Here is a 21,871-nt window from a genome sequence, read left to right on the forward strand (position 1 = left end):
ACCGAATAAACTATAGTTTCTTTTTCGCCATCGGCGATCACCGGATACCCAAATGACCAACGAAGACGCCGCCGGAAACACACCCGATACACCGCCGATCGATCTCACCGCCTATTGGAAAGCCGGCGCATCCTGGGAGGCCGAACTTTATCGCAAGGAGCGCCGCTCCCGAAAGATCGCCTGGACGGTGGCCACGGTCGCCGGCATCTCCACGCTGCTCAGCCTCTCTGCCCTCAATCTCCTCGTCCCGCTGAAGCAGTTCGAGGCCGTCGTGGTGATCGCAGACAAGACTACCGGCTTCGTCGAGGTCGCCCGTTCTCTGAACGAAAGCAAGCTTTCCGAGAACGACGCCATCAAGACCGCCAACATCGTCCGCTATATCCGGGCGCGCGAGACCTATGATCCGCGGGCGCTGAAGGACAACTACGATCTCGCCCAGCTCTATTCGACGGGGCAGGCCGCAGCCGACCTCCGCCACGAATTCGAGCCGTCGAACCCGCAATCGAAGGATAAACTGCTTGGCCGCGACACGCGTATTGCCGTCACCATCAAGTCGGTTTCGTTCCTCAACGCCACCACGGCGACGGTGCGCTTTTCGACCGACACCCGCCGCGACAACACCCTGCGCCGCGAGCATTGGGTCTCGGTGGTTCGCTTTCGATACACAACCGCGCCGCTCAAGAACGAATACCGTTTCGACAATCCGCTCGGCTTCCAGGCTACCGAATATAGGCGCGACCAGGAATCGCTGCCGGAAGTTCTGCCGGTGGACAAGGCGGCGCGATGATGCGGAAACCTGTCCTCACCCTCGCAGTGCTCACGCTGCTCGCCACCGCAACCGCCTCACACGCTGCCGACCCGCGTATCCGCTACATCACCTTCAACAACAATGCCGTCGTCACCGTGCCAGCCGGCCTCGGCGTCTCCACGATGATCCAGCTTGGCAGTTCCGAGGTGATCGAGACCATTTCGGCCGGCGATACCGCCAGCTGGTCGATTGTGCCAAAGAAGGGATCCGGCATCCTGTTCGTCAAGCCCCTGCGCGAAAACGCCGAAACGAACGTCAACATCGTCACAAACCAGCGCGTCTATGCCCTGCTCCTGAAAGGTTCCGCCGCGGCCGACCTGCGCGCCGCCTTCCAGGTTCGCTTCAAATATCCGGACGAGGACGTCAACGCCCGGCTGCTGGCGGCGGCGCAGGAGAGCGCCAAGGATCCGTTACTGAAGGATCTCGATCCGAACCGCCTGAACTACGACTATGTCTTCAAGGGCGACACCAGTCTTAAGCCACGCGTCGCCTTCGATGACGGCACGCATATGTATCTGGAATTTCAGGGCGATATCCCCGCGATCTTCGTGGTCGAAGGCAAGCGTCAGGAATCGCTCGTCAATCTTCGTACGCAAGGCAAATATGTCGTCGTCGACAAGATCGCGGCGCAGTTCACCCTGCGCGCCGGCGACAAGTGGCTTTGCCTCTATAACCGGCAGGCCAATCGCCAATCCTTCGACCTCATCGAGGACGCCTACGGGCCGAAGCGCCTCGGCCACAAAGAGGAGCGCCAGCGGTGAGCAAGATCGACTTCGACCATCTCGATGGACAAAGCAGCGTGGCGAGCGACCGCAACGGTCGCCTCGGCAAGCTGGCCCTTCCTGTCCTGCTCATCGTCGGCGTTGGCGTCCTGGCCTACGTCAACTGGCCGGCCGGAGCACAGAATCCCAACCTTTCCGAAGGCAGCGGCGAGAGCTTCGAGACCTCGAACTCCAGCATTCGCGATTTCCCCGAGGAGCCGGTGAAGCAGGCGGCCGATCCGAATCTGGTGCAGATTCCTGTCGCTGAGAAGAAGCCGGTGGATTCCGCCGATGTCGACGTCACAGTCAACCAGGGGGACGATCTCGAAAAGCTGCGGCAGATCGAGGAAGCGCGCCGCAGGGCCGAAGAAGAACGGCTGAGGATGGAAGAAGCCCGCCGGCGCGCGGAAGAAAATGCCCGTCTCGCCGAACTGGAGGCGAAGCGGTTGGCGGATGAGGAAAAGGCACGCTGGGAACGGCTGCGATCCGAGCAGATCGTCCTTGACGGCTCGAACCGGGAGTCGCTGTCCGGCGATCAGTCGGTGACCATCGCCGACGATGGCCAGCTCGTCGCGGTCCCCGGCGCGGAAAGCGATGCCAACAAGGCGTTCCTCGCCCAGTCGGAAAAGCAGACCGCCGGCATCGTCAAGGCGACCCGCTTCGGTCGCACCGACGCGCTCGTCGCTCAGGGCACAATGATCCGTGGCTTCCTCGAGACGGCCATCAACACCGACCTGCCCGGCATGGTGCGCGCCGTCGTGCGCGAGGATGTTCGCTCTCTCGACGGCGGGCGCATCCTCATTCCGAAGGGCTCGCGTTTGGTCGGGGAATACAAGTCCGGCCTGGCCCGCGGCCAGAAACGCATCTTCATCGTCTGGTCCCGCGTCATCCGCTCGGACGGCGTTTCCGTCGAGATCGCCTCCCCTGGCGCCGATCGCCTCGGCCGCGCCGGGCTCACCGGTGAAATCGACACGCATTTCTGGGAGCGGTTCGGGGCGGCAATTATGCTGTCCGTGATCGGCGGTGCTGCGGAATATGTCTCGGCGCTGGGCGATACCGCCAAGGAAAGCGCCCGGTCGATCTCGTCGGTCGATCCGATCACCGGCGCGGTGACGACGATCACCACGGAACCGAGCCGCACGGCTGCTGAAGCCCGCTCGATCGCCGCCGAAAAATCGTCGGCGGTCCTCCAGGACATCGCCAACGAAGCCTTCAAGGAAAGCTCAAAAATCCCGCCGACGATCTACGTCGCCCAGGGCGAGTCGATCATCGTCTATCTCCGGCGCGATCTCGACTTCTCCGCCTTCTATGCCGACCCGGTCCGGCAGGAGATGATGCGGCTGAAGCGCGGCGGCCAGATCAGGCGCAATGTCGATCCGACGCCCTACTATCCGATTGCGCCGGTCTACAAATGAAGCAGTTCCCGTTTCTCGATAAAGCTCTTGAACGGCTGAAGCCGTTCCTTTCGGACGACCGCGTCTCCGAAATTTCGGTCAATCGCCCCGGTGAAGTGTTCATCGAGCGACTTGGCGACGCCGGCATGGAACGTATTGTCGACGCGCAGTTTACCGCCGACTGGATCAGGACGCTGAGCGAAAGGGTGGCCGGCTTCACCAACCAGGTCGTCAACGAGGAACACCCCATCCTGTCGGCCTCGCTTCCGACCGGCGAGCGCTTCCAGTGCGTGCTGCCGCCGGCGGCACCTGCCGGCGGCGCGATCTCGATCCGCAAGCAGGTCATCCACGACATCGGCCTGGACGTCTACAAGAGCCGCGGCGCCTTCGACGATACACGGGTTGGCCGCCAACTCCGGCTTTCGCCGGCCGAAGAGACCCTTGCCGCCATGCTGCAGGGCGATATCGACGTCATGCAGTTTCTCCGGACCGCCGTGCGTTCGCGGGTTTCGATCGCCGTGTCCGGGGGCACCTCTACCGGCAAGTCCACCTTCCTCAACGCGCTTCTGAAGGAGGTTCCTGGCGAGGAGCGCATCGTGACGATCGAGGACACGCGCGAGCTGAGACCGCCTACGCCGAACACCGTTGCCCTGCTCGCATCGAAGGGTGACCAAGGGCGGGCGAAGGTGACGCCACAGCAATTGCTGGAAGCGTCGCTCCGGATGCGGCCGGATCGGGTGATGCTCGGCGAGCTTCGCGGCGAAGAGGCGTTTTCCTTCCTCCAGGCCATTAACACCGGACATCCGGGCTCGCTGACCACGGTCCACGCGAATTCCGCACGCGACGCCTATGACCGCCTGTCCTTGATGGTCATGCAGAGTGGCGTTCGGCTGCAGAAGCACGAAATCATCGACTACCTGAAGGAGGTGATCCCGGTGGTTGTTCAGCTTCATCGGTTTCCCGACGGACGGCGCGTTGTGTCCGAAATCGTTTTCACAAAGGGGGACGTGCTGTGAACCCGGCCATCCTGCTGTTCGGATTGATCGTCGCCGCTGCGATGACGGCTTTCGTTGCATCGCTTGCCTATGCCGGCCTCTATTACGCCTTCGACAACTCGACCTGGATGTTCCAGGCGCTGCAGGACGATATACTCGCATCTTATAGAGCGGCGCGCCTCGATCTCGCCGCCGGTGATTGGCATCGGCCTGCGATCGCGGCCGGTGCTGGCGCGGTTGCTGGCGTCGCGATGCTCATCACGGCAATGACCGGCAAGAAGAAATCGACGGATGCGCGGTTTCTGAGCCCGCTGGAAGCGCGGGCCCTCGGGCTTACCCGGACGGGCGGCGTGTTCGTCGGTCGGATCGGCGGCAGTCTGATCAAGGTTCCCGGCGGCTTCACGCAGCGAGGGTCCGGCCGGCGGCGGTTCATGAAGCCGATGTTGTTCGGGGGCAAGAAGCTCTGGATCGATGGCGACGACGTCGGCGGCTTCGTGATCGGCCCGCCGCGGTCAGGCAAAGGCGCCTCGCTGATCGTGCCGAACTGCTTGCTCTGGCCTGATAGCATCGTCGTGCTCGACATGCGCGGCGAAACCTATGAGGCGACGGCGGGCTATCGCTCGAAATTCTCGCGCGTGTTGCGGTTTTCGCCCGCGGACGAGAATGGCGATACCGAATGCTACAACCCGCTGGATTTCGTGGCCATCGACCCCGACCAACGCGATATCGACATCAACTCGATCGCGACCGCGCTACTCCCGACACCCAAGGGCGATGCCTACTGGATCTCCGATGCCCGTGCGCTGTTCGCCGGCGTCACATCCTGGGTGTTGGAGAACCCCGATATCGTCGACATGGACAAGAATCTGGGAACGGTCCTCAATGTCGTCGAGGGTGGTGATCAGCCGCTCCGCGAATGGCTGGAGGAGGTTGCCAATCCCGAGCTTCGCGCCGAGTGGATCAGTTCCTTCACCTACACCACCCTCGCCCGTTTTGCCGTCATGGCCAGCAAGCAATTCGATGGGGTCTATGGCTCCCTCGCCGCTGCCGTCCGGCCGTTCAAGAACAACCGCATCCTGCGCGCTACGGCCCGGTCGACCTTCGACATCCGAGCTATGAGGCGCGAGAATATGAGCCTTTATCTGGATTTCCGTATCCAGCAGATCGCGTCGATCGGGCCGATCTTCAACGTATTGATGGTCCAGTTCATGGACTACATGTCGCGCAACATGATGAAGCACGGCGATCGGCGTGTCCTCGTCCTGCTCGATGAATTCCAGAATCTGGGAAAGCTGGAAAACGCCCTTACCGTCGCCACCGTCCTCGGGGGCTATGGCATTCCGTGCTGGTTCTTCGTCCAGTCGCTGCGGTCCATCGACAACCTTTATACGCGGGAAGGAAGGCAGACCCTCGTCAACTCTGCCCGTGCTCAGATCTTCCTTGGCGCGCAGGATCCCGAAGACCAGCGCTATGTTTCGCAGCTGTTGGGCGAACGGAAGGAAGTTACGGTCGACAAGGCGATATCGACAGGCGTCACTCTCTTCGATCGCAAGGGAGCGACCATCTCGCACAAGACGGCTATGAGCCCGTTAATGCGCCCTGACGAATTGGGTGCGATGCATGAGACTCGCTGCATCATAAAGCTGCGAAACCAGCAACCAATTTTTGGCCTTCGCAACACGTACTATGCCGACAACGAGCTGATGAAGCGCTCATGGCTCCCGGCGCGCGCCTTATCGACTATGAACAGCGTGAAGCAGGCGGACGCTATCCAGTTTAAACGACCAGAACACGAGCCCTCAGACACGCGCGAAACACCGGCCACGTCGGTACCTGGAGCGACGTTTGCTGCGAGTAGCGCGTTATTTATTCATCAACCAGTGAACCTGACGCGCACCGCGAAACATAAATGTCTGCCTGATGTATCTAACCACGTCCTGCAACCTGACGAAACCAGTAGCCAATCCTCGACGGGCAGCCTTCCAGATTTTCAATCGGCATTAAACGCAGCCGCACGCCGGCAAGCACAAGCGGATCAATCCATCGGGAAGATCCTGACCCTATTGCAGACCTCCCCCAAAAAGAAGCAGGCTGCGGGAAAGATGAGAGAAGACATCGCCTCCGCCCTTGCCGATGATTGAACGTGTCGCCGGCCGGCTTCGTTAAGCGCCCCGACGGCATGTCAGATTGGCGGTAGCAACACGCGGCAGGTTCAAGCGCCTTGCTGCAGCTTTGGATATCGTTGCGTTGCCGACGGTGCGTCGATATCACACCCGGCATCGAGGCAAATCGCCTTGCAGGCCCTACCCAAGCGCGCTAAGGTCTTCCGTAGACATCGCCAGGGACGGCATACGTTCAACTTTGCAAGAACGACATATGCAACAACGTCCGGCACCCACCCCAAGACTAGCCATCGTCGGACGCGTTGGAGAGCGATGTGTCACGCGATGCGAACGAGCATGATCCGGCCCATACCGAAATGACGGAACGTTTCGACGCGAACGCAGAAGCGTCCACCCTCGGAATAGAGGCCAGGGCTATTTTCGGGGAGAATGCGCTTATGGCGGTCGCTTACTGCGGCCTTGACGCATGGCTTGAAGGCAACGAACAAGAGAGCGAACTTTGGGGCCGTGTGCTGAACCGTTTAATGACGTGACGGCCCCTTTGATGCGTCGCATGGCAGTTGAAGCGCATATCCGGCGCCCCTGACGGTTCTTATCAAGTCGGGACCGAGACGCTTTAGGGTTCGGCGAATAAGGCCGAGATGGATATCGACCGTCCTCAACTCCACTTCGGAATCTTCCGGCCAACAATGCATGATCAATTCCTCTCGCGTGCACACCTGCGCCGGGCGCTCGAGCATGTGGCGCAAGATTTTAAACTGCAGCGCCGTGAGTGCAACGTGCTGCCCCGAGCGCGAAACCTGCAGGCGCGAGATATCCATTTCGAGATCGGCGAAGCAGAGGATCGGATCCACTCGCGACACCTCGTCCCGGAGGCCGCGCCCGTAGCGGAGCTGCCTCAGAAAGCGTACCAGCTTCGATGGGTTGAAGGGACTGTTGAGCACAAGGTCCTTGGCGCTCAGGTTATCCCCGAATGTCTGAGCGTCCCTAGACAAGACAAGGAATGCTGCCTCGGGGAACGAACGGCGCAGCTGTGCGAAGCCGGATTCGCGGGATATAGCGGCGGCATCGACGACAACAGCGACATAGTCGGCCGCTCCCTCCTCTATGCCGCCCTCGTTTTCCGACGCGAGCACGACCTCGAACCCTTCGACCGCAAAGAGATGCCGGACAAATAGGAAGAGTTGGGCATCCGCGAATTGCGCAAGAACCTTTTGTGCCATGTTCCCCCACGATTAAAGTGGCGCGAATTCGCCTCCGTTTACGTCGATGATCGCGCCGTTGATAAAGCCTGCGTCTTTCGAGAGGAGGAAGCGTATGAGCGCAGCAATGTCGGCGGCGGTTCCAAGCCGTGCGACTGGAATCCGGGCTAGTGCCTCAATATTCGCAGGGCTGCATGGGTCCCCTGCCATGTCCGTCGCAATACGGCCGGGTGCAACAACATTCACGGTGATCGATGTTCCGTGACATGCCGCAATCATCGATCGGGCGACGCCCGCCATTGCCGCCTTCGATGCCACATATGGTGCACCCGCGATCCGGGGGATCGTTCTACCGGCAACCGATCCGATCAGAACGACGCGCCCACGGCCCCGCGGCTTCATCCGTTTCAGGGCCGCCTGGCAACACCAGACGGCACCTGTCAGATTGACGCTTAGAACATCCTGCCATTGCGCCGTGTCGACATCTTCAAACGGAACAGCGCCGTTAGTTCCCTTCGGCGAAATCCCCGCATTGCACACGAGACCATCAATGACCTGCCATCGATCCTGAACCGTCGAGAAAAACCTGTCCACGGCCTCTTGCGATCTAACGTCAACGCAGTCGGCAAGGATGTTAGAGGGCGGATGACTGGCTCTCAGTTCCTGCTCAGCTTGATGAAGATGCTGAGCGTTGTGACTGAAGAAGGCGACCCTGAAACCTGCATTCAAGAGCGTTGCGACGGTCGAAAGCCCGATCCCCGTGCTTCCGCCCGTCACGATGGCAACTGGTGCAGCGGCCCCGCTGTTCACGCCGCCTCGTCCATCGCTGCAAAGAGCGACAACGGCGGATGAGCCTCGGGATCCGTCATGACCTCGATCAAGGTTGGCCGACCGGAATTGATTGCCGCGCCGATCATGCCCTCCAACTCCTCGGGATCTTCGACGCGATAAGCATCGCAGCCGCAGGCTTTTGCGATTGCCATATGGTCGACGGGTGCAAAGTGGCACGCTGTCGTGAACTTACCGAACTTGACGGTTTCGGCATCCCGCTGGAACCCGAGAATGCCATTGTTCAAGACGATGATCGTCACCGGGATTTCGGATCGGACGATCGTTTCCATCTCGGCCCAACTGTGTGCGAACCCACCGTCCCCGACAATTGCAACAACGGATGTTTCAGGCCGCGCCAGTTTCGCGCCGACGGCCAAAGGCAGTCCCCAGCCAAGTCCGGCAAGGCCACGAGGCGTGATGAATCTTGCCCCGACATGTGTAGCGCGCAGTTGGCCAACAACCCACATGGATGAATAGCTGGCGTCAGCCACAACGGTGAGACGGTGATCCAACCAGGGCTGTAGTTCTCGCATGATACGCTCCGGCCGGATAGGGGATTTGTCGGATGTGTAGAATGTCTTGCGCTCTTCCTCGAATTTGGACCAGCACTGGGCGATCTCGCGTTCGACCGCGTCGCGCTGCATACGCCTTTTTCGCCGTTCCAGGGTTTCAAGCGCTATTGCCAGGGCTTCGAGCGTGGCGCCGGCGTCCCCCACAAGTCGCAGGGCTTCGTAGTTCCGACCGATCTCACTGGGATCGACGTCAATGTGGATGACCCGTGCATCTGGCGGGATCTGTCGCCAACTGTCGGTTCCGTTCTGATTGGTTCTCGTCCCCACCAGAAGCACAAGATCCGCGGTCTCGACAAGGCGTTTCGTGAATTTGCCGAGTGACCGTGGGCCAGTGAGCGCTCCTAGAACGCCGGCTGAGAGCGGATGATGCTCGTCTACCGCGCCTTTACCCATATTTGTCGTGCAGACCGGAAGCGATGCGATATCCTGCAAATGAGCAAGTGCGATCGCCGCGCCGCCGGCGTGGACACCGCCACCTGCGATAACGACCGGCCTTTCAGCTTCATCAATCCAGTCTGCCGCTTGTCGGATCAACGCGTCCGACGGGCGAAAACGATCAATGGGCCACGAGCCGAGTTGCGCTATCCTATGGCGCTCGGCAACCTTCGTCTGTGCACGCAACAGGTCGGCGGGCAGGAGGAGTGCCACTGGACCAGGCCTGCCGGATGTCGCAGCTGTAAACGCCGCATCGACATAATCCTCGATACGATCTTCGACCTGAACCCGGCGCACCCATTTGGCGCACGACTGGAACAAGGCCATCTGGTCGAGGTCCTGGAAGGCGTTCCTATCCGCTTGATCCCGCTCGACATCCTGTACCAGGGCGACGAGCGGAATGCTGGCTTTCAGTGCCTCGGCGAGCGGCGGTACGAGCAAGGTCGCAGCCGGCCCGTTTTGCGCGGCGACCACACCGACCTTACCTGACACGCGAGCATAACCATCGGCCATGGCGCCGCCCATGTTTTCTTGCCGATAGGCAATCTGCCGGATGCCGATTGCCTCGGCGGCAAGAACGACTGCGGACGGAAGGCTTTGTGCAAAGATCGTCTCGACGCCATGACGTCTCAGCGCGGCTGCGATACGTTCGGCAACGGTTTCAGTCTCAGTGTTGGCGTTCAAGGTTGGGTCTCCTGATTAGAAAGGCATTAGTCGACGAGAAACTGCTCGAATGTCGCAACGACATGTTCGAGTTCATCATCGCCCATGGGTGTGGAAAGGCATGCGGCGGCATCATGCGGCAGTAAAATTCCCTTTTCGCGGAAATGGCGGCTCAGTGAGCGCATAGCGGCAATATCAGGGGGTGTCGGCGCGGCTTCGGCATAGGTGGTCGGCGGTGTCGCCCGCGGATGAATGCGCAGGAGAGACGCCGCCCCGGTTACCGAGAACGCCGCCCCATGTTCGCGCGCGACTGCCGAGAGCTCAGCGCGAAGCCAGTCTCCCTGTCGCTCCAGTCGATCGAATACCGCAGGGGTTGCCGCTTCCATCGCCTTGAGACCGGCAACCATCGATACTGGATTTGCCGAAAACGTTCCACCTTGGGAGACGACAGGCGAACTGGGATCCCCCCCGAAGACGGACATGACCTCCGCATTTCCTCCGATTGCGCCAATCGGAAACCCGCCTCCGATGATCTTGCCTGCAACCACAAAGTCCGGTTTCAGGCGATAGCGTGCAGATGCACCCGCGTAGCTTTGCCGAAGGTTCAAGACCTCATCAGCGATGATGAGAATGCCGTGCCGATTGGCCACGTCCATGATCCGTTCAATGAAAACAGGTTGGGGTTCGAGGAGGCCGGCACGGCTTGGCATGGGATCGATCAGGATCGCTGCGATGCGGCTGGCATGCGCCGCAATGGTATCATCCAGACCATCTGCGTCGTTGAAATCCAGCACCAGCACATCATTCGCGATTTCGCTGGGTGCGCCGCGATATCCAAGGCGCGCGTTTCGGCTACCATCCAGTCGGATATCGAAGCCGTTTTGACCGGCCTCCGCCCAATCGTAGGCGCCATGATAGGCGCCGGCGAACCGCGCGATGGCGGAACGCCCGGTAAAGGCCCTCGCCGCCTTGATTGCAAACATCACGGCTTCGGTGCCGGTGTTCACGAAGCGGATGCGTTCGATCGCTGGAATACGCGATGTCAGCAGTTCCGCAAGTGCGATTTCGTACCGTGTGGGATTGGAAAAACACGTGCCTGCCGCGAGCAGCTCGCAAACCGCCTCCACCACCGGCTTGAACCCATGGCCATGAAGCAAGGTGGTGAAGTTGTTGTTGAGGTCGAGAAGGCGCGCTTCGTCGACATCGACGAGATAGGCCCCCTCGCCCCTCGCCACATAAATTGGATGAGGTTCCCTGTCGATGGTTGCGCGAGTCACACCGGCCGGGAAGACTTTTTGTCCGCGTGCAAAGAGTTGAGACGAGCGGCAAAGCGCAACGGCGTCGCCGGCTGCGATTTCTGTGAGCATTTGACTACCTTCGCTACAAAATACGAGCTTTATGAAAGCTTCGCATTTTTGTTGCAACAAAATATCGTCATGTCAATGCGGCGCAACAAAAATCTACCTTATTGCGAAACACGGGCCCTCAACGCACTGCGCAGCCGGAGATATCCGGTGCGAATGTCGCCTTCGAATGCCGCGCGCAATGCGCGACAGTCGCGCTCCTGGATGGCATCCATCGCCATCTCATGGTTGCGCACCCCGTATTTCTCTTCCGCAAATTCCGGATAGAGGCCATAGAAGGAGGGGCCGACCCGCAGCCATTGCGCCTCGATCAGGTCGACCAGGTGCGGCAGCCCAGAGCGGGCATAGACTAGGAAGTGGAATTCCTTGTTGTGCCACAGAACAGAAGCGTAATCCCGCTTCTCCAAGCCATTATTTATCATACCTTGCAATGACTTAAGGGTAGCAAGGTCATCGGCAGTGCATCTGGTCGCAGCCTCCTCCGCCGCCAGCCCCTCCAATGCGATACGGATAACCGTGACCTCCTTGAGGTCACGCTCAGAGAGGATCGGAATAATGACCGTCTTCGGGCCTGCATAGACCAGGGCATTTTCGGCGGCCAGGCGATTGATTGCATCACGCGCGGGGGTCGAGCTGACGCCAAGGGTCTCGGCGACCGAACGCACCGTCAGCTTGTCTCCCGGTCGATAGACGCCGCGGCTAATCCTGTCCTTTAGCGCCTCATAAGCCGAATCTCCCAATCGCGGGCCTAGGCCGGATTTCGCGCTATTGTGATCCTCATCAATCAATTTACACCTCAAGATGGTTGACAGCGATAATTTTTGTTGCAACAAAACGGCAAATGCAAAGACTTTGCGAAGTTATGTCGCATCAACATTAGCGCCTCGCGCAACGGATGTCACACCGTTTGCGCCGGCCATTCCACAATGCGGATCCAAACCAAGAGACCGCCGCCATGCCGCAAGCCGGCACATAAATCTGGGAGAACACGTTGATCGGAAAGAACTTAACGCTCTCGAACATTTCGAAGCGGTACGGGGCAGTCGAGGCTGTGAGAGACACCTCGCTGGAAATTCATGCGGGAGAGTTCGTCTCTATCGTGGGTCCATCGGGGTCGGGTAAAACATCCTTGCTGACGATGATCGCTGGCTTCGAGCATCCCAGTTCCGGGTCCATTCATATCGCAACGAAGAATATCACTGCCGCAGCACCCCATCGCCGTGACATCGGCATGGTTTTCCAACGGTATGCCCTCTTTCCGCATATGACCGTTCGGCAAAACATCGAGTTTCCCTTGCGGATGCGCAAATCATCTCGCTCGGCGGAGGGGCGCCGGCGCGTTACCGAAATGCTCGACCTCGTTCAACTCGGCGGGCTTGAGCATCGATATCCTCACCAACTCTCGGGTGGTCAGCAGCAGCGCGTCGCCGTCGCAAGAGCGCTCGTCTTCAATCCACCCGTGATCCTCATGGATGAACCGCTCGGCGCACTCGACAAAAAGCTGCGCGAGTCCATGCAACTGGAAATCAAGCGCATTCACGAAACGGTTGGCGCGACCGTTGTCTATGTGACGCACGACCAGGAGGAAGCGCTGACCATGTCGAACCGCGTCGCGGTCATGCATCGCGGCAGCCTTCAGCAGATTGGTGCGCCCGACGAACTCTACAGAAATCCGGCAAACGCCTTCGTTGCCGACTTTGTGGGTTCCATCAACTTCCTGCCCGTCAGCGTTGTTTCCTCCGACGATACGTCGGTCATTGTCGTTGTGAAAGGCTCGTCATCTCCGATCACCATTTCCGGTAGTCGATCCAGAGATCGTCCCGCGATCGGCCAGGCTTTGCGCCTGGGCGTGCGCCCGGAACATCTTCGTTTGCGCCGTTCGAAATGGGATCGGGAGTCACCTCTCGAGGGCACGGTCGATTCTGTTGTTTTCGCGGGTGCTTCTTTGTTTGCGCTCGTGCGCATTGCGGCCCACGGCGACGCAATTGTGCGCGTGCAATTGCCTGCCATCGAGCCGGCTCCCGAGCGTGGTGCTCTCGTCGGCCTCGATTTTGCACCGGAACATGCCCGTCTTTTTTCTGCAGCGAGCGAGGGCGCACGGTGAGTACGACTGCCCAGAACAGACTGTCATCCTGGATTTTGTATATTCGTCGGGGCAATTCGGCAAAATTATACCCGCCTGGCCTATCTCTGCTTCTCGTCTTGCCGCTTCTGTCGCTGCTGGCCATCGGGTTCCTGTATCCGGTCCTCCACCTTGTGCAGCTCAGTTTCGCCGATGCTGGCGAACCCTATCTGCGCATGACACACAATCCGCTCTATATGGAAGTGCTCGTGGACACGGTCTTGATCTCAGCGGCCGTCGCCATCCTTTGCCTCGTGCTGGGCTATCCCATCGCAATGGCGATGTCGCGGCTAAGGCGCAAGGCTGCATTGATCGTCACGGCATGCGTCTTCGTTCCCCTGTGGACCTCCGTCCTTGTCCGGTCCTACGCATGGGTCGTACTGTTCCAGCGCAACGGCCCGATCAACGATCTATTGCAAGGTATGGGCCTAACTGACGGTCCCATCCGGATCATATATACGCAAGGTGCCGTCATCCTTGCCATGACACATGTGCTCCTGCCATTCGCGATCCTGCCTATCCAGGCAACGCTCCGAAGTTTGCCGGCCGATCTAACCAGGGCAGCCGCCAATCTTGGTGCCAGTCCTGTGCGGTCCTTTTTCCTGATTACCCTGCCGCTCAGCCTACCCGGCGTTTTTGCTGGAATGATCCTGTGCTTCGTTCTGGCCCTCGGGTTCTACATCACGCCGGCGCTCGTCGGCGGCCCCAACTCCATGATGATGGCAACACTGATCGGGCAGCAGACACTCGTCGCCGTTGATTGGCCATTTGCAGCCGCTCTCAGCACCGTCCTTCTGACCGTGACGCTGCTTCTTGTCGTCGTCTTCCGCAAAGCGCTGTCGCACAACAAAGGATTCAACGGTGTCCACTAATCAAAGTACACGACGCGCAATCGCCGGTGAACTCGGTCTCCACCGGGAGCCCGTTCTTGAAGCGCTTTATCCGCGGCTCATCCGCCTCGTGGGGTTGGCAGCGGTGGCACTCATCCTGTTTTTCCTCATCTTGCCGACAGTCATCATCATACCGATGTCGCTGAATGAATCCGCGCACCTATCGTTCCCGCCATCCGGCCTGACGTTCAAATGGTATCTGGCTTACCTATCGGACCCTGATTGGCTCGCCGCCACGCTGTTCAGCCTCAAGATCGCCGTTTGTACTGCCGTCACCTCCACGTTCATCGGCACGGCGACTGCGTTGTCCCTTGTCAGGGGTGACCTCCCGTTCAAAGGGTTTGTACAAGCCGTCGTAATCAGCCCAATGATCGTTCCCCATGTGGTGCTCGGCGTTGCGCTCTATCTTGTCTTCGCCCCTCTGGAGTTGACGGGTTCGCTTCCAGGCTTCCTGATCGGTCACACCGTGCTTGCCGTGCCCTTTGTCGTGATTACCGTCTCGGCATCGTTGCAAAGACTGGATCCGGCGCTCGAACTGGCGGCGGCAAGCTGTGGGGCATCACGGATACGGTGCTTCATCCACGTGACGCTTCCAAATATTGCGCCCGGCATTGCCGCCGGTGCTGTCTTTGCCTTCCTTGCCTCGTTTGACGAAGCCACCGTCGCCTTCTTCATCTCCGACATTGGCGGCAAATCGATTGGACGAAAGATGTTCGAGGACATCGACTTCAATCTGACCCCCGTCATTGCCGCCGCTTCGACGGTCATCGTGGCAGCATCCCTCTTGCTCATCGGTATCGTTCATCTTGCCTCACCCTCAAAGACATCTCAAAACAATCAGGAGAAAGAACAATGATCACCAAACTCGGATTTCGCACCACAGCTTTAGTCGCGTTGGCCACTACGATATTGGCGACCACGTGCAGCAGCGCCCTGGCGGGCGAACGTGTTGTCATCGCATCGACCGGCGGCGCATATGATCGCGCTCTGAAGGAAGCCTGGTTCGATCCGTTCACCAAGGAAACCGGCATCGAGGTGGTCGTGGTGTCTGCGACGAATGCAGAGATGCGCGCCAAGGCATCGGCAATGGTGAAGTCCGGCAATGTGACCTGGGATCTTTACCTTGACGGAGAGATCCAGGCTGGGTCCGAAGCGCACAAGGCCGCGACCGAGGATTTGTCGGAATTTTGCAATCCCTACAAGGACCGGGCCGACCTGGTGGCGAATGCATGTGAACCGGGGGGTGCACTGCTGCAGTCGACGGCCACGTTGCTCGCCTACCGCTCCCGAGCAGAAGCGGATGCGACACCTGAGACATGGGCGGATATGTGGGACACCGAGCGTTTTCCAGGTGGCCGGGCGTTCCCCAATTTCGATGATCCATGGCGGGTGCTTGCGGCCGCACTGCTGGCCGATGGTGTGAAGAAAGAGGAGCTCTTTCCGCTCGACGTCAATCGCGGCTTTCGCAAGCTCGACGAGATACGGGATTCCGTTTCTCTCTGGTGGAAGACCGGCGACCAAAGTGTCCAAGGCTTCCGCAACGGCGATTATGACCTTGGGCAAATCTGGCTCACCCGCGCCAAGGCGATGGCAAACGAGGGTCTGCCGATAAAGTGGTCCTATAAGGCCTCCTTCCTTGTCGGCGATCGCATTGCACTCGTGCGCGGCGCCCCGAACCGCGAGAACGCGCTCAAACTGATGGCATTCTGGCTGGATAATCCAGCCGCACAGGCCAAAGCCTGCGATGTCCTTTCCTGCACGCCACCGAGCAAGGATGCCATCGCCTTGATGTCCGATGAAACGCGTAAATCCATGCCCACAGCAGGTGACATTTCCGACTACGTGATCGTGCCGGATGCAGAATGGATCAATGCCAACGCATCGCAGTTGCTTGAACAATGGAACAACTGGGTCCGGTAACCTGACCGCGCGGAAAGATAGGCCCGCGTCGGAACTGACCAATCGCATATCGATATGCCTTAACGCATCCCGACTCTGCAGGTGTCAGGTCTGGGGCACCTGTGGAGTCACCCCATGAACCCTATTGTCCTTGTTGCAACCAAAGATGCGGACTTCTCCCTGTTCCTTACTCATATTCTCGCGTCGGGAGGATTTCGGGCGTTGCCGATTGCGCCCGATATCAAAGAACTGGAAATGAACATCGGTGCGTCCAAAGCCTTGATTCTCGATAGCACCGACATCGATCCGGCGCTTCAACTTTGCCAAAAAGCACGCTCTCGCAGAACAACGGCGAACGTCGCAATGATGGCTTTCATTCGCCCGCAACATGCCGGTTACTATCTAAGATTCCTGAGATCGGGCGTTGACGAGTGTGTCTTGCGGCCGCTGTCTCCCGATTTGATCCTCTATGGTTTACGCGCAAGCATCGAGCGGCGAACCAGGCCATTGGTGGCATCATCGCATGAACAGTGCGAGGAGATCGGCGCACTCTGGCTGGATCGCTCGACACGGATGCTGCGGGGCAGGTTTGGCAAAGCGGCACTCAGCCCAACGGAATATAAGATACTGCGGCGTATGCTGGCTTCTCCGGAACGCGTCCTTACCCGCAGGGACCTTATTCTGGCAGCTTGGCCGCCTGGCCAGCATGTGGAGGACAAGACCGTCGATGCCCATATATCGAATATTCGCAAGGCTGTTCTCAAGGCGAGCGGAGAGAAGATGATCGAGACGGTCAGGTCGAACGGCTTCATCGTTTCCCTTCGAAAGACCTGATCCACGCAGCCCGCTTCGCGAAAACATATTGTTTTATTTGAGATATCTTCGTCGTTTTCTCGACCCGCTCCAGCAATCTTCCCGATGCATCAGACATCGGGAAAGAACAGATGAGCAAAGTCGTACCAGGCAAAACGCCGCAAGTTTCGCTCCGCAACACCTCGACGATGATCGATCTCGCCTCGTCGAGCTTCGAGCATGCCCACTACCAAGGCGTGATGGCCGTCTATGCGACCCCTTCGCATGATCGCCTTGTCCATATCCAGCCTGGCGACCAGGCGGTCATGGACTTTGTGCGCTGCTCCTATCTCGGATTGGACAACCATCCGGATATTCTTGATGGCGCCCGCAAGGCGATCGCCAATTCCCGTGCCTTCCATTGGTCTTGCGCGCGGACCCGTCTCAACTTCGATATCCTTGGGCACCTGGAACGTCAGCTATCCGATCTGTTCAAGGCGCGTGTCTTGACGTTCACCACGGTTCTTGCCGCAAATATGAGCGCGCTTCCGATCCTTGCATCCGGCCATCTGACGGCTGGGAAGAAGCCGCTCGTTGTCTTCGATCGACTTGCGCATGCCACTTTGGCGTTTCACAAACCGGTGGTCGCGCAGGATACGGAGGTCGCGACCATACCACACAACGACATGGCGGCCTTGGAAGCCCTTTGCAAGAGCCATCGCCCGATCGCCTATGTTTGTGACGGCGTCTATTCCATGGGCGGCAACGCTCCGATGGACGAATTGCTGCGCTTGCAGGAACGCTATGGGCTGTTCCTCTACATTGACGATGCTCATGGCATTTCCATTCACGGTGACAACGGATCGGGCTTTGCCCGCTCAGCCATTCCCGACCTTGGCGAACGCACGATTGTTGCCGCATCGCTGGGAAAGGGGTTTGGCGCATCCGGGGGCATCCTGATGCTTGGGACCGCTGCGCAAGAACTCCTGTTTCGTCGGTTTGCGGTTGCGCATGCGTTCTCCGCATCCCTAACGACGGCAGCGATTGGTGCTGCGTTCGCATCGGCTGCAATCCATGCATCACCCGAACTTAGTCTTCGCCAGCAGAAACTTCGTCGAAACCTTGAACTGCTCGATGGGCGCTTGAAGGGTTCCGGACAATCGTCCACCCTTCCCATCCGAACGGTTCGTTTTGGTGATGAGATGATCGCAGTTGCGGCCGCGCGGGAATTGCTTCGACGTGGTTTCTACACGTCGGCGATTTTCTTCCCAACGGTGGCACGGGGCGAAGCAGGGCTGCGCATCTGCCTGACATCGGCACATTCCAGCCAAGATATCGATGCGCTTTGCGATGCCATCGAAGAGATCAGGGCCGAAATCGACAGCAATGGAAGTGATCCTTTGCATTGAGTGGCGGCGTTTTTCAGGAATGCCGCTCGTTCGGACACAATATCAAAACACCACTCGTCGCATTCAATGGGCTGATTGACGGTATATTGACATGGCCGCTCCCCCAGCCGGCAAAGGTTCACGCCACGCCTGATCGCAATCATCCTCCATGGCGATAGATCATTCCTGCAGTTCTCCTGTTCCGTTTTCTGCAGCTTTGCAGAAAAATTGGTTATATTTCTCAAAGCGTTCACCACGCAGGTCCGCAAAATCCTATGATCACCGCACCGTTTGTCCAGACGATCAAATTCCCTCCGCCCCCGTTTTCAGGACCTTCAGACAACTTTGCAAACTATTGTCTACCTCAACGGCGGCAAAAACTTGAGGACTGCCATGCCAATAGAAACTGCGGCTGATCTCGTGCAAATCCTCGCCAATAGCGTTCAGAGCAGAGGCTTGGATGCCCACGCTTTGACGAAACGGACCGGCATTTCGGAAGAACGATTGAAGTTAGTCCAATGCGGCGCCTGGCAATCCCTGACCGTGAAGGAAATTGCGCTTATCATGGATGCGCTCGGGCTTGATTTAGGAGCTCTCTGATTTTGCGCCAGTATCCGATTTGCACCCTGTTCCTCCCTGGACCGGCTTCGCAATTTTACGCGGACGGGCGAGCAATTCCTTGCACGCCGCTTTTTTTGTCGAGACTGGCTTCGGTCTGCCTCATCGCCTCCTGGCGCTCCTGTGTTCGATGGCGGAAGAAAGCACTGTGTTGATTTTCAAAAGGGTTTGATTCGTATTTCCACTTACCACAACTCCACCCGCCGCCCCCTAAATGGTCGCGTACAATGGGTAATTTCGGCGTGATGGCAGGTTGCAGCAAACTGAAAATCTGGCTCAGAATCTGCTGAAATTCAACGCCTATCGGGCAAAGACAAAGGGCAAGGTCGAGCGGCCGTTCCGTTATATCCGCGAGGACTTCTTCCTCGCCCGCTCGTTCCGCAATCTCGACGACCTGAACGCCCAGCTCCGGCACTGGCTGGATAGCGTCGCCAATTCGAGAAAGCACGCCACCACCTTGCTCGTCATCAACGAGGCCTTTGCCGACGAGCGACCGCACCTGCGACCTTTGCCGCGACGCGGTCGTCATTGCGCAAGCAAGGTAGTCGGGTCGACCGAAGACGCTGATCCTTCAAAGGTGGATTGACCAGGCGGACGAAAGCCATGCTGATCTTCGGATGCACCGGCCTGCCTGGCAGCACACGTCTATTTGTGAAATGCCGGATCGCCGAGCAGTCCACACGACGGGTGAAGAGTTGTACGCCATCGAGACGGTCAGGTCGGAGAATATCCCCGATGGGTGCTACGGCGTGCTGCGCGCCATCGGCAATACCGGCAATCTGGAGCCAGCCGTTCTCTATATCCATCGCGACTGGCTGCTGCTCAGCAGCGAGGAGCCAAGGGATTTCCCTCTTTACTGCCAACGCCTCGCCTTCTTCTCCGAGGTGCCGGAGCATGAGACGGTTGCGGAATTGTTCCTGCCGTTGAAATAGGGCGGGTGGATGGCGGCTTGCGCCTCCTATGATCGTTGAAAGCGGGCGAACCGTTGCCCGCTCCCTTACCGACGTTCGCAATAACTTACGCTAAACGACCGTTTTTGGGAGCAAGTGAGTGTTTCGCCAAACTCTGAAATGAAGGCGCCAGGCTATCGGTCCGACACACCCCTCAGACCGCTCCGACGTAGTCTTGAGCGGTTTGGAGCCGGGCGATGTCCTGGCGCGGCGGCGCGCCGAACAGGCGGCGATACTCGCGGCTGAATTGTGACGGGCTGTCATAGCCAACGGCAAATCCGGCCGACCCGGCGCTCACGCCGCTCGCCAACATCAGGCGCCGCGCTTCCTGCAGGCGCAACTGCTTCTGATACTCCAGCGGGGTCATCCGCGTGATCGCCTTGAAATGCTGGTGAAGCGACGAGGGACTCATGCCCGCCGAGGCCGCGATCTCGTCGATCCTCAACTGGGTCTGGAAACTCTTGCGGATCGTGGCGATGGCGCGGTTGATCTGGTTCAGGCGGCTGTCGGCGGACGCCATGTGGCGCAGCAGAGGCCCGTGCGGCCCGGTGAGCAGCCGATAGAGGATCTCGCGCTCGACCAGCGGCGCCAGCACGGCGATGTCATGGGGGCGATCGAGCAGCCCGACCAGCCGGCAGGCGGCATCGATCAGGTCGGGATCGCCCGGATAGACCGCCAGAACCGGAAGATCGTGCCGAGGTGCCGTGCCGCGTTCGTCCACCAGGAGATCGGCAAGCGCCGCCAGGTCGAGATCGATCTTGCAGCAGAGATACGGCATCTGCGGGCTTGCCTCGATCACATGACCGACCAGCGGCAGGTCGACCGAGACGAGCAAATAGCGCGAGGCGTCGTAGACCACGCTGTGCTCGCCCAGCGACACACGTTTTGCCCCCTGGGCGATCAGACAAAGCGAGGCTTCGTAGACAGCCGGCACGGGCGCGCTCGGCTCATTGGTTCGTATCAGCGACAGCCGGCGCATGGGGGTGCCGCACATGCCCGTCTCCGGAGCATGGCGCATGATCAGCTGTGCGAGTTTGGCGATCATCTTCATGCGACATTGATCGACCATGACCGGCAAGACCGCAAGCCTCTTGTGCCATTGTTGGAGGATCGTGCAAGGAGTTCGGGCGATCGCGCTACCGCCATGTGCTCTGGCCGCACCAGAATGATGCCCGTTATCCCAAGCGAAAGGAACGACAATGACGGTAGTCAACGAAAAGATTGTGCTCATCACCGGCGCCTCCAGCGGCATAGGCGAAGCGACGGTGCGCGAACTGGCGGGAGCCGGGGCTAGGCTGTTCATCGGTGCACGCCGGGCCGAGCGGCTGAAGGCCCTTGCCAGAGAGCTCGGCGAGCGCGTCGCATGGCGCGAGCTCGACGTCACCGACGCGGCGAGCTTCGAGGCGTTCGTCGACGCCGCCGAACAGCGGTTCGGAGGCATCGACGTGCTTGTCAACAATGCCGGCGTGATGCCGCTGTCGCCGCTGGCCGCGCTCAAGCGGGACGAATGGAAGCGGATGATCGACGTCAACATCCACGGTGTGCTCAACGGGATCGCCGCAGTGCTGCCGCGCTTCGTGGCGAAGGGGAACGGCCATGTGGTGAATGTCGCCTCGGTCGGTGCGCATCTCGTCCTGCCGACGGCAGCGGTCTATTGCGGAACGAAATATGCGGTGTGGGCGATCACCGAGGGGTTGCGGCAGGAGCATGAGGACATCCGTTCCACGATCATCTCTCCGGGTGTGACCGCGACCGAACTCGGCGACGACATCAGCGATCCGCAGGTCGCCGCGGCGCTCAAGGATTGGCGACAGAAGTCGCTCACTCCGGACGCGATCGCCCGTGCCATCCGCTACGCGCTTGAGCAACCGGACGGCGTCGATGTGAACGAGGTCATCGTGCGGCCTACCGCCGCCAATATGTAGGCCTGCGACGACGTGATCATGAAGGCTTTCGGATGTGCCCGTGGGTTCACCCGAAAGCCACTATGAAGGCGCTTTACCGACTGGTCGGATTAAATAGCCCTAGATTTGTAGACGCCTTCTTTCCTAATTTTGAGGCAAG

General features: G+C 59.4%; 20 protein-coding genes and 2 pseudogenes. 16 read left to right on the plus strand and 6 right to left on the minus strand.

What is annotated here, in order from left to right; translation table 11 throughout:
• Window positions 1-52: 52 nt before the first annotated feature.
• The 6 genes from AABF56_RS36385 to AABF56_RS36410 all read left to right on the plus strand — a co-directional run bounded on the left by AABF56_RS36385 (window position 53) and on the right by AABF56_RS36410 (window position 6,614).
• Window positions 53-787, plus strand: a complete 735-nt coding sequence (locus tag AABF56_RS36385; protein WP_272809624.1) for a virB8 family protein — start codon at window positions 53-55, stop codon at window positions 785-787.
• On the plus strand, window positions 784-1,569 hold the full coding sequence (locus tag AABF56_RS36390) for a TrbG/VirB9 family P-type conjugative transfer protein (protein WP_272809623.1): 786 nt from the start codon (window positions 784-786) through the stop codon (window positions 1,567-1,569). The genes AABF56_RS36385 and AABF56_RS36390 overlap by 4 nt, the downstream gene beginning before the upstream one ends.
• Window positions 1,566-2,984 (plus strand): type IV secretion system protein VirB10, encoded by a 1,419-nt coding sequence (gene virB10 / locus AABF56_RS36395; RefSeq protein WP_272809622.1) that lies wholly within the window; start codon window positions 1,566-1,568, stop codon window positions 2,982-2,984. Before AABF56_RS36390 ends, virB10 begins: the two co-directional genes overlap by 4 nt.
• On the plus strand, window positions 2,981-3,979 hold the full coding sequence (gene virB11 / locus AABF56_RS36400; protein WP_272809621.1) for a P-type DNA transfer ATPase VirB11: 999 nt from the start codon (window positions 2,981-2,983) through the stop codon (window positions 3,977-3,979). Before virB10 ends, virB11 begins: the two co-directional genes overlap by 4 nt.
• Window positions 3,976-6,099: a type IV secretory system conjugative DNA transfer family protein gene (locus AABF56_RS36405; protein WP_272809620.1), complete on the plus strand. Its 2,124-nt coding sequence runs from the start codon at window positions 3,976-3,978 to the stop codon at window positions 6,097-6,099. Before virB11 ends, AABF56_RS36405 begins: the two co-directional genes overlap by 4 nt.
• A 296-nt stretch (window positions 6,100-6,395) precedes the next feature.
• The gene (locus AABF56_RS36410) at window positions 6,396-6,614 is read left to right on the plus strand and encodes a hypothetical protein (RefSeq protein ID WP_272809619.1); all 219 of its coding nucleotides are present in this window, start codon (window positions 6,396-6,398) and stop codon (window positions 6,612-6,614) included.
• Here the strand turns inward: AABF56_RS36410 and AABF56_RS36415 are convergent.
• The 5 genes from AABF56_RS36415 to AABF56_RS36435 form a co-directional block, all read right to left on the minus strand.
• Window positions 6,603-7,304 (minus strand): response regulator transcription factor, encoded by a 702-nt coding sequence (locus AABF56_RS36415; protein WP_272809618.1) that lies wholly within the window; start codon window positions 7,302-7,304, stop codon window positions 6,603-6,605. The genes AABF56_RS36410 and AABF56_RS36415 overlap by 12 nt on opposite strands.
• A gap of 12 nt (window positions 7,305-7,316) precedes the next feature.
• Window positions 7,317-8,093, minus strand: coding sequence for an SDR family NAD(P)-dependent oxidoreductase (locus tag AABF56_RS36420; protein WP_272809617.1), 777 nt, complete (start codon window positions 8,091-8,093; stop codon window positions 7,317-7,319).
• Window positions 8,090-9,805: an acetolactate synthase catalytic subunit gene (locus tag AABF56_RS36425; RefSeq protein WP_272809616.1), complete on the minus strand. Its 1,716-nt coding sequence runs from the start codon at window positions 9,803-9,805 to the stop codon at window positions 8,090-8,092. The genes AABF56_RS36420 and AABF56_RS36425 overlap by 4 nt, the downstream gene beginning before the upstream one ends.
• A 26-nt stretch (window positions 9,806-9,831) precedes the next feature.
• The gene (locus tag AABF56_RS36430) at window positions 9,832-11,151 is read right to left on the minus strand and encodes an aspartate aminotransferase family protein (RefSeq protein ID WP_272809615.1); all 1,320 of its coding nucleotides are present in this window, start codon (window positions 11,149-11,151) and stop codon (window positions 9,832-9,834) included.
• A gap of 98 nt (window positions 11,152-11,249) precedes the next feature.
• Window positions 11,250-11,936, minus strand: a complete 687-nt coding sequence (locus AABF56_RS36435) for a GntR family transcriptional regulator (RefSeq protein WP_272809614.1) — start codon at window positions 11,934-11,936, stop codon at window positions 11,250-11,252.
• Window positions 11,937-12,139: 203 nt separating this feature from the next.
• Here AABF56_RS36435 and AABF56_RS36440 point away from each other — a divergent pair, with 203 nt between their 5' ends.
• The 9 genes and pseudogenes from AABF56_RS36440 to AABF56_RS36480 all read left to right on the plus strand — a co-directional run.
• Window positions 12,140-13,252 carry an ABC transporter ATP-binding protein gene (locus AABF56_RS36440; protein WP_272809613.1) on the plus strand — a complete coding sequence of 371 codons (1,113 nt, stop codon included), beginning with the start codon at window positions 12,140-12,142 and terminating at the stop codon, window positions 13,250-13,252.
• Complete coding sequence (locus AABF56_RS36445) at window positions 13,249-14,142, plus strand: ABC transporter permease (RefSeq protein ID WP_272809612.1); 894 nt, start codon at window positions 13,249-13,251, stop codon at window positions 14,140-14,142. Before AABF56_RS36440 ends, AABF56_RS36445 begins: the two co-directional genes overlap by 4 nt.
• Window positions 14,143-14,221: 79 nt before the next feature.
• Complete coding sequence (locus AABF56_RS36450) at window positions 14,222-15,016, plus strand: ABC transporter permease (RefSeq protein WP_272809690.1); 795 nt, start codon at window positions 14,222-14,224, stop codon at window positions 15,014-15,016.
• Window positions 15,013-16,080 carry an ABC transporter substrate-binding protein gene (locus AABF56_RS36455; protein ID WP_272809611.1) on the plus strand — a complete coding sequence of 356 codons (1,068 nt, stop codon included), beginning with the start codon at window positions 15,013-15,015 and terminating at the stop codon, window positions 16,078-16,080. The genes AABF56_RS36450 and AABF56_RS36455 overlap by 4 nt, the downstream gene beginning before the upstream one ends.
• Window positions 16,081-16,194: 114 nt before the next feature.
• Window positions 16,195-16,893 carry a response regulator transcription factor gene (locus tag AABF56_RS36460; protein ID WP_272809610.1) on the plus strand — a complete coding sequence of 233 codons (699 nt, stop codon included), beginning with the start codon at window positions 16,195-16,197 and terminating at the stop codon, window positions 16,891-16,893.
• A gap of 110 nt (window positions 16,894-17,003) precedes the next feature.
• Window positions 17,004-18,260 carry an aminotransferase class I/II-fold pyridoxal phosphate-dependent enzyme gene (locus AABF56_RS36465; RefSeq protein ID WP_272809609.1) on the plus strand — a complete coding sequence of 419 codons (1,257 nt, stop codon included), beginning with the start codon at window positions 17,004-17,006 and terminating at the stop codon, window positions 18,258-18,260.
• 372 nt (window positions 18,261-18,632) lie between these two features.
• Window positions 18,633-18,839 (plus strand): hypothetical protein, encoded by a 207-nt coding sequence (locus AABF56_RS36470; RefSeq protein WP_272809608.1) that lies wholly within the window; start codon window positions 18,633-18,635, stop codon window positions 18,837-18,839.
• Between the two features lie 319 nt (window positions 18,840-19,158).
• Window positions 19,159-19,371 (plus strand): annotated as a pseudogene (locus tag AABF56_RS36475) (IS21 family transposase); the annotation flags it as partial.
• 214 nt (window positions 19,372-19,585) lie between these two features.
• Window positions 19,586-19,789: pseudogene (locus tag AABF56_RS36480) on the plus strand (GyrI-like domain-containing protein); the annotation flags it as partial.
• A gap of 172 nt (window positions 19,790-19,961) precedes the next feature.
• On the opposite strand, the gene AABF56_RS36485 reads toward AABF56_RS36480, so the two are convergent.
• Window positions 19,962-20,858 (minus strand): AraC family transcriptional regulator, encoded by an 897-nt coding sequence (locus AABF56_RS36485; RefSeq protein WP_272809607.1) that lies wholly within the window; start codon window positions 20,856-20,858, stop codon window positions 19,962-19,964.
• 148 nt (window positions 20,859-21,006) lie between these two features.
• Between AABF56_RS36485 and AABF56_RS36490 the strand changes: the two genes are divergently transcribed.
• Window positions 21,007-21,732: an SDR family oxidoreductase gene (locus tag AABF56_RS36490; protein WP_272809606.1), complete on the plus strand. Its 726-nt coding sequence runs from the start codon at window positions 21,007-21,009 to the stop codon at window positions 21,730-21,732.
• Window positions 21,733-21,871: the final 139 nt, after the last annotated feature.

The sequence above is a fragment of the Shinella sp. WSC3-e genome (genome assembly GCF_945994535.1).
GTDB lineage: Bacteria > Pseudomonadota > Alphaproteobacteria > Rhizobiales > Rhizobiaceae > Shinella > Shinella yambaruensis.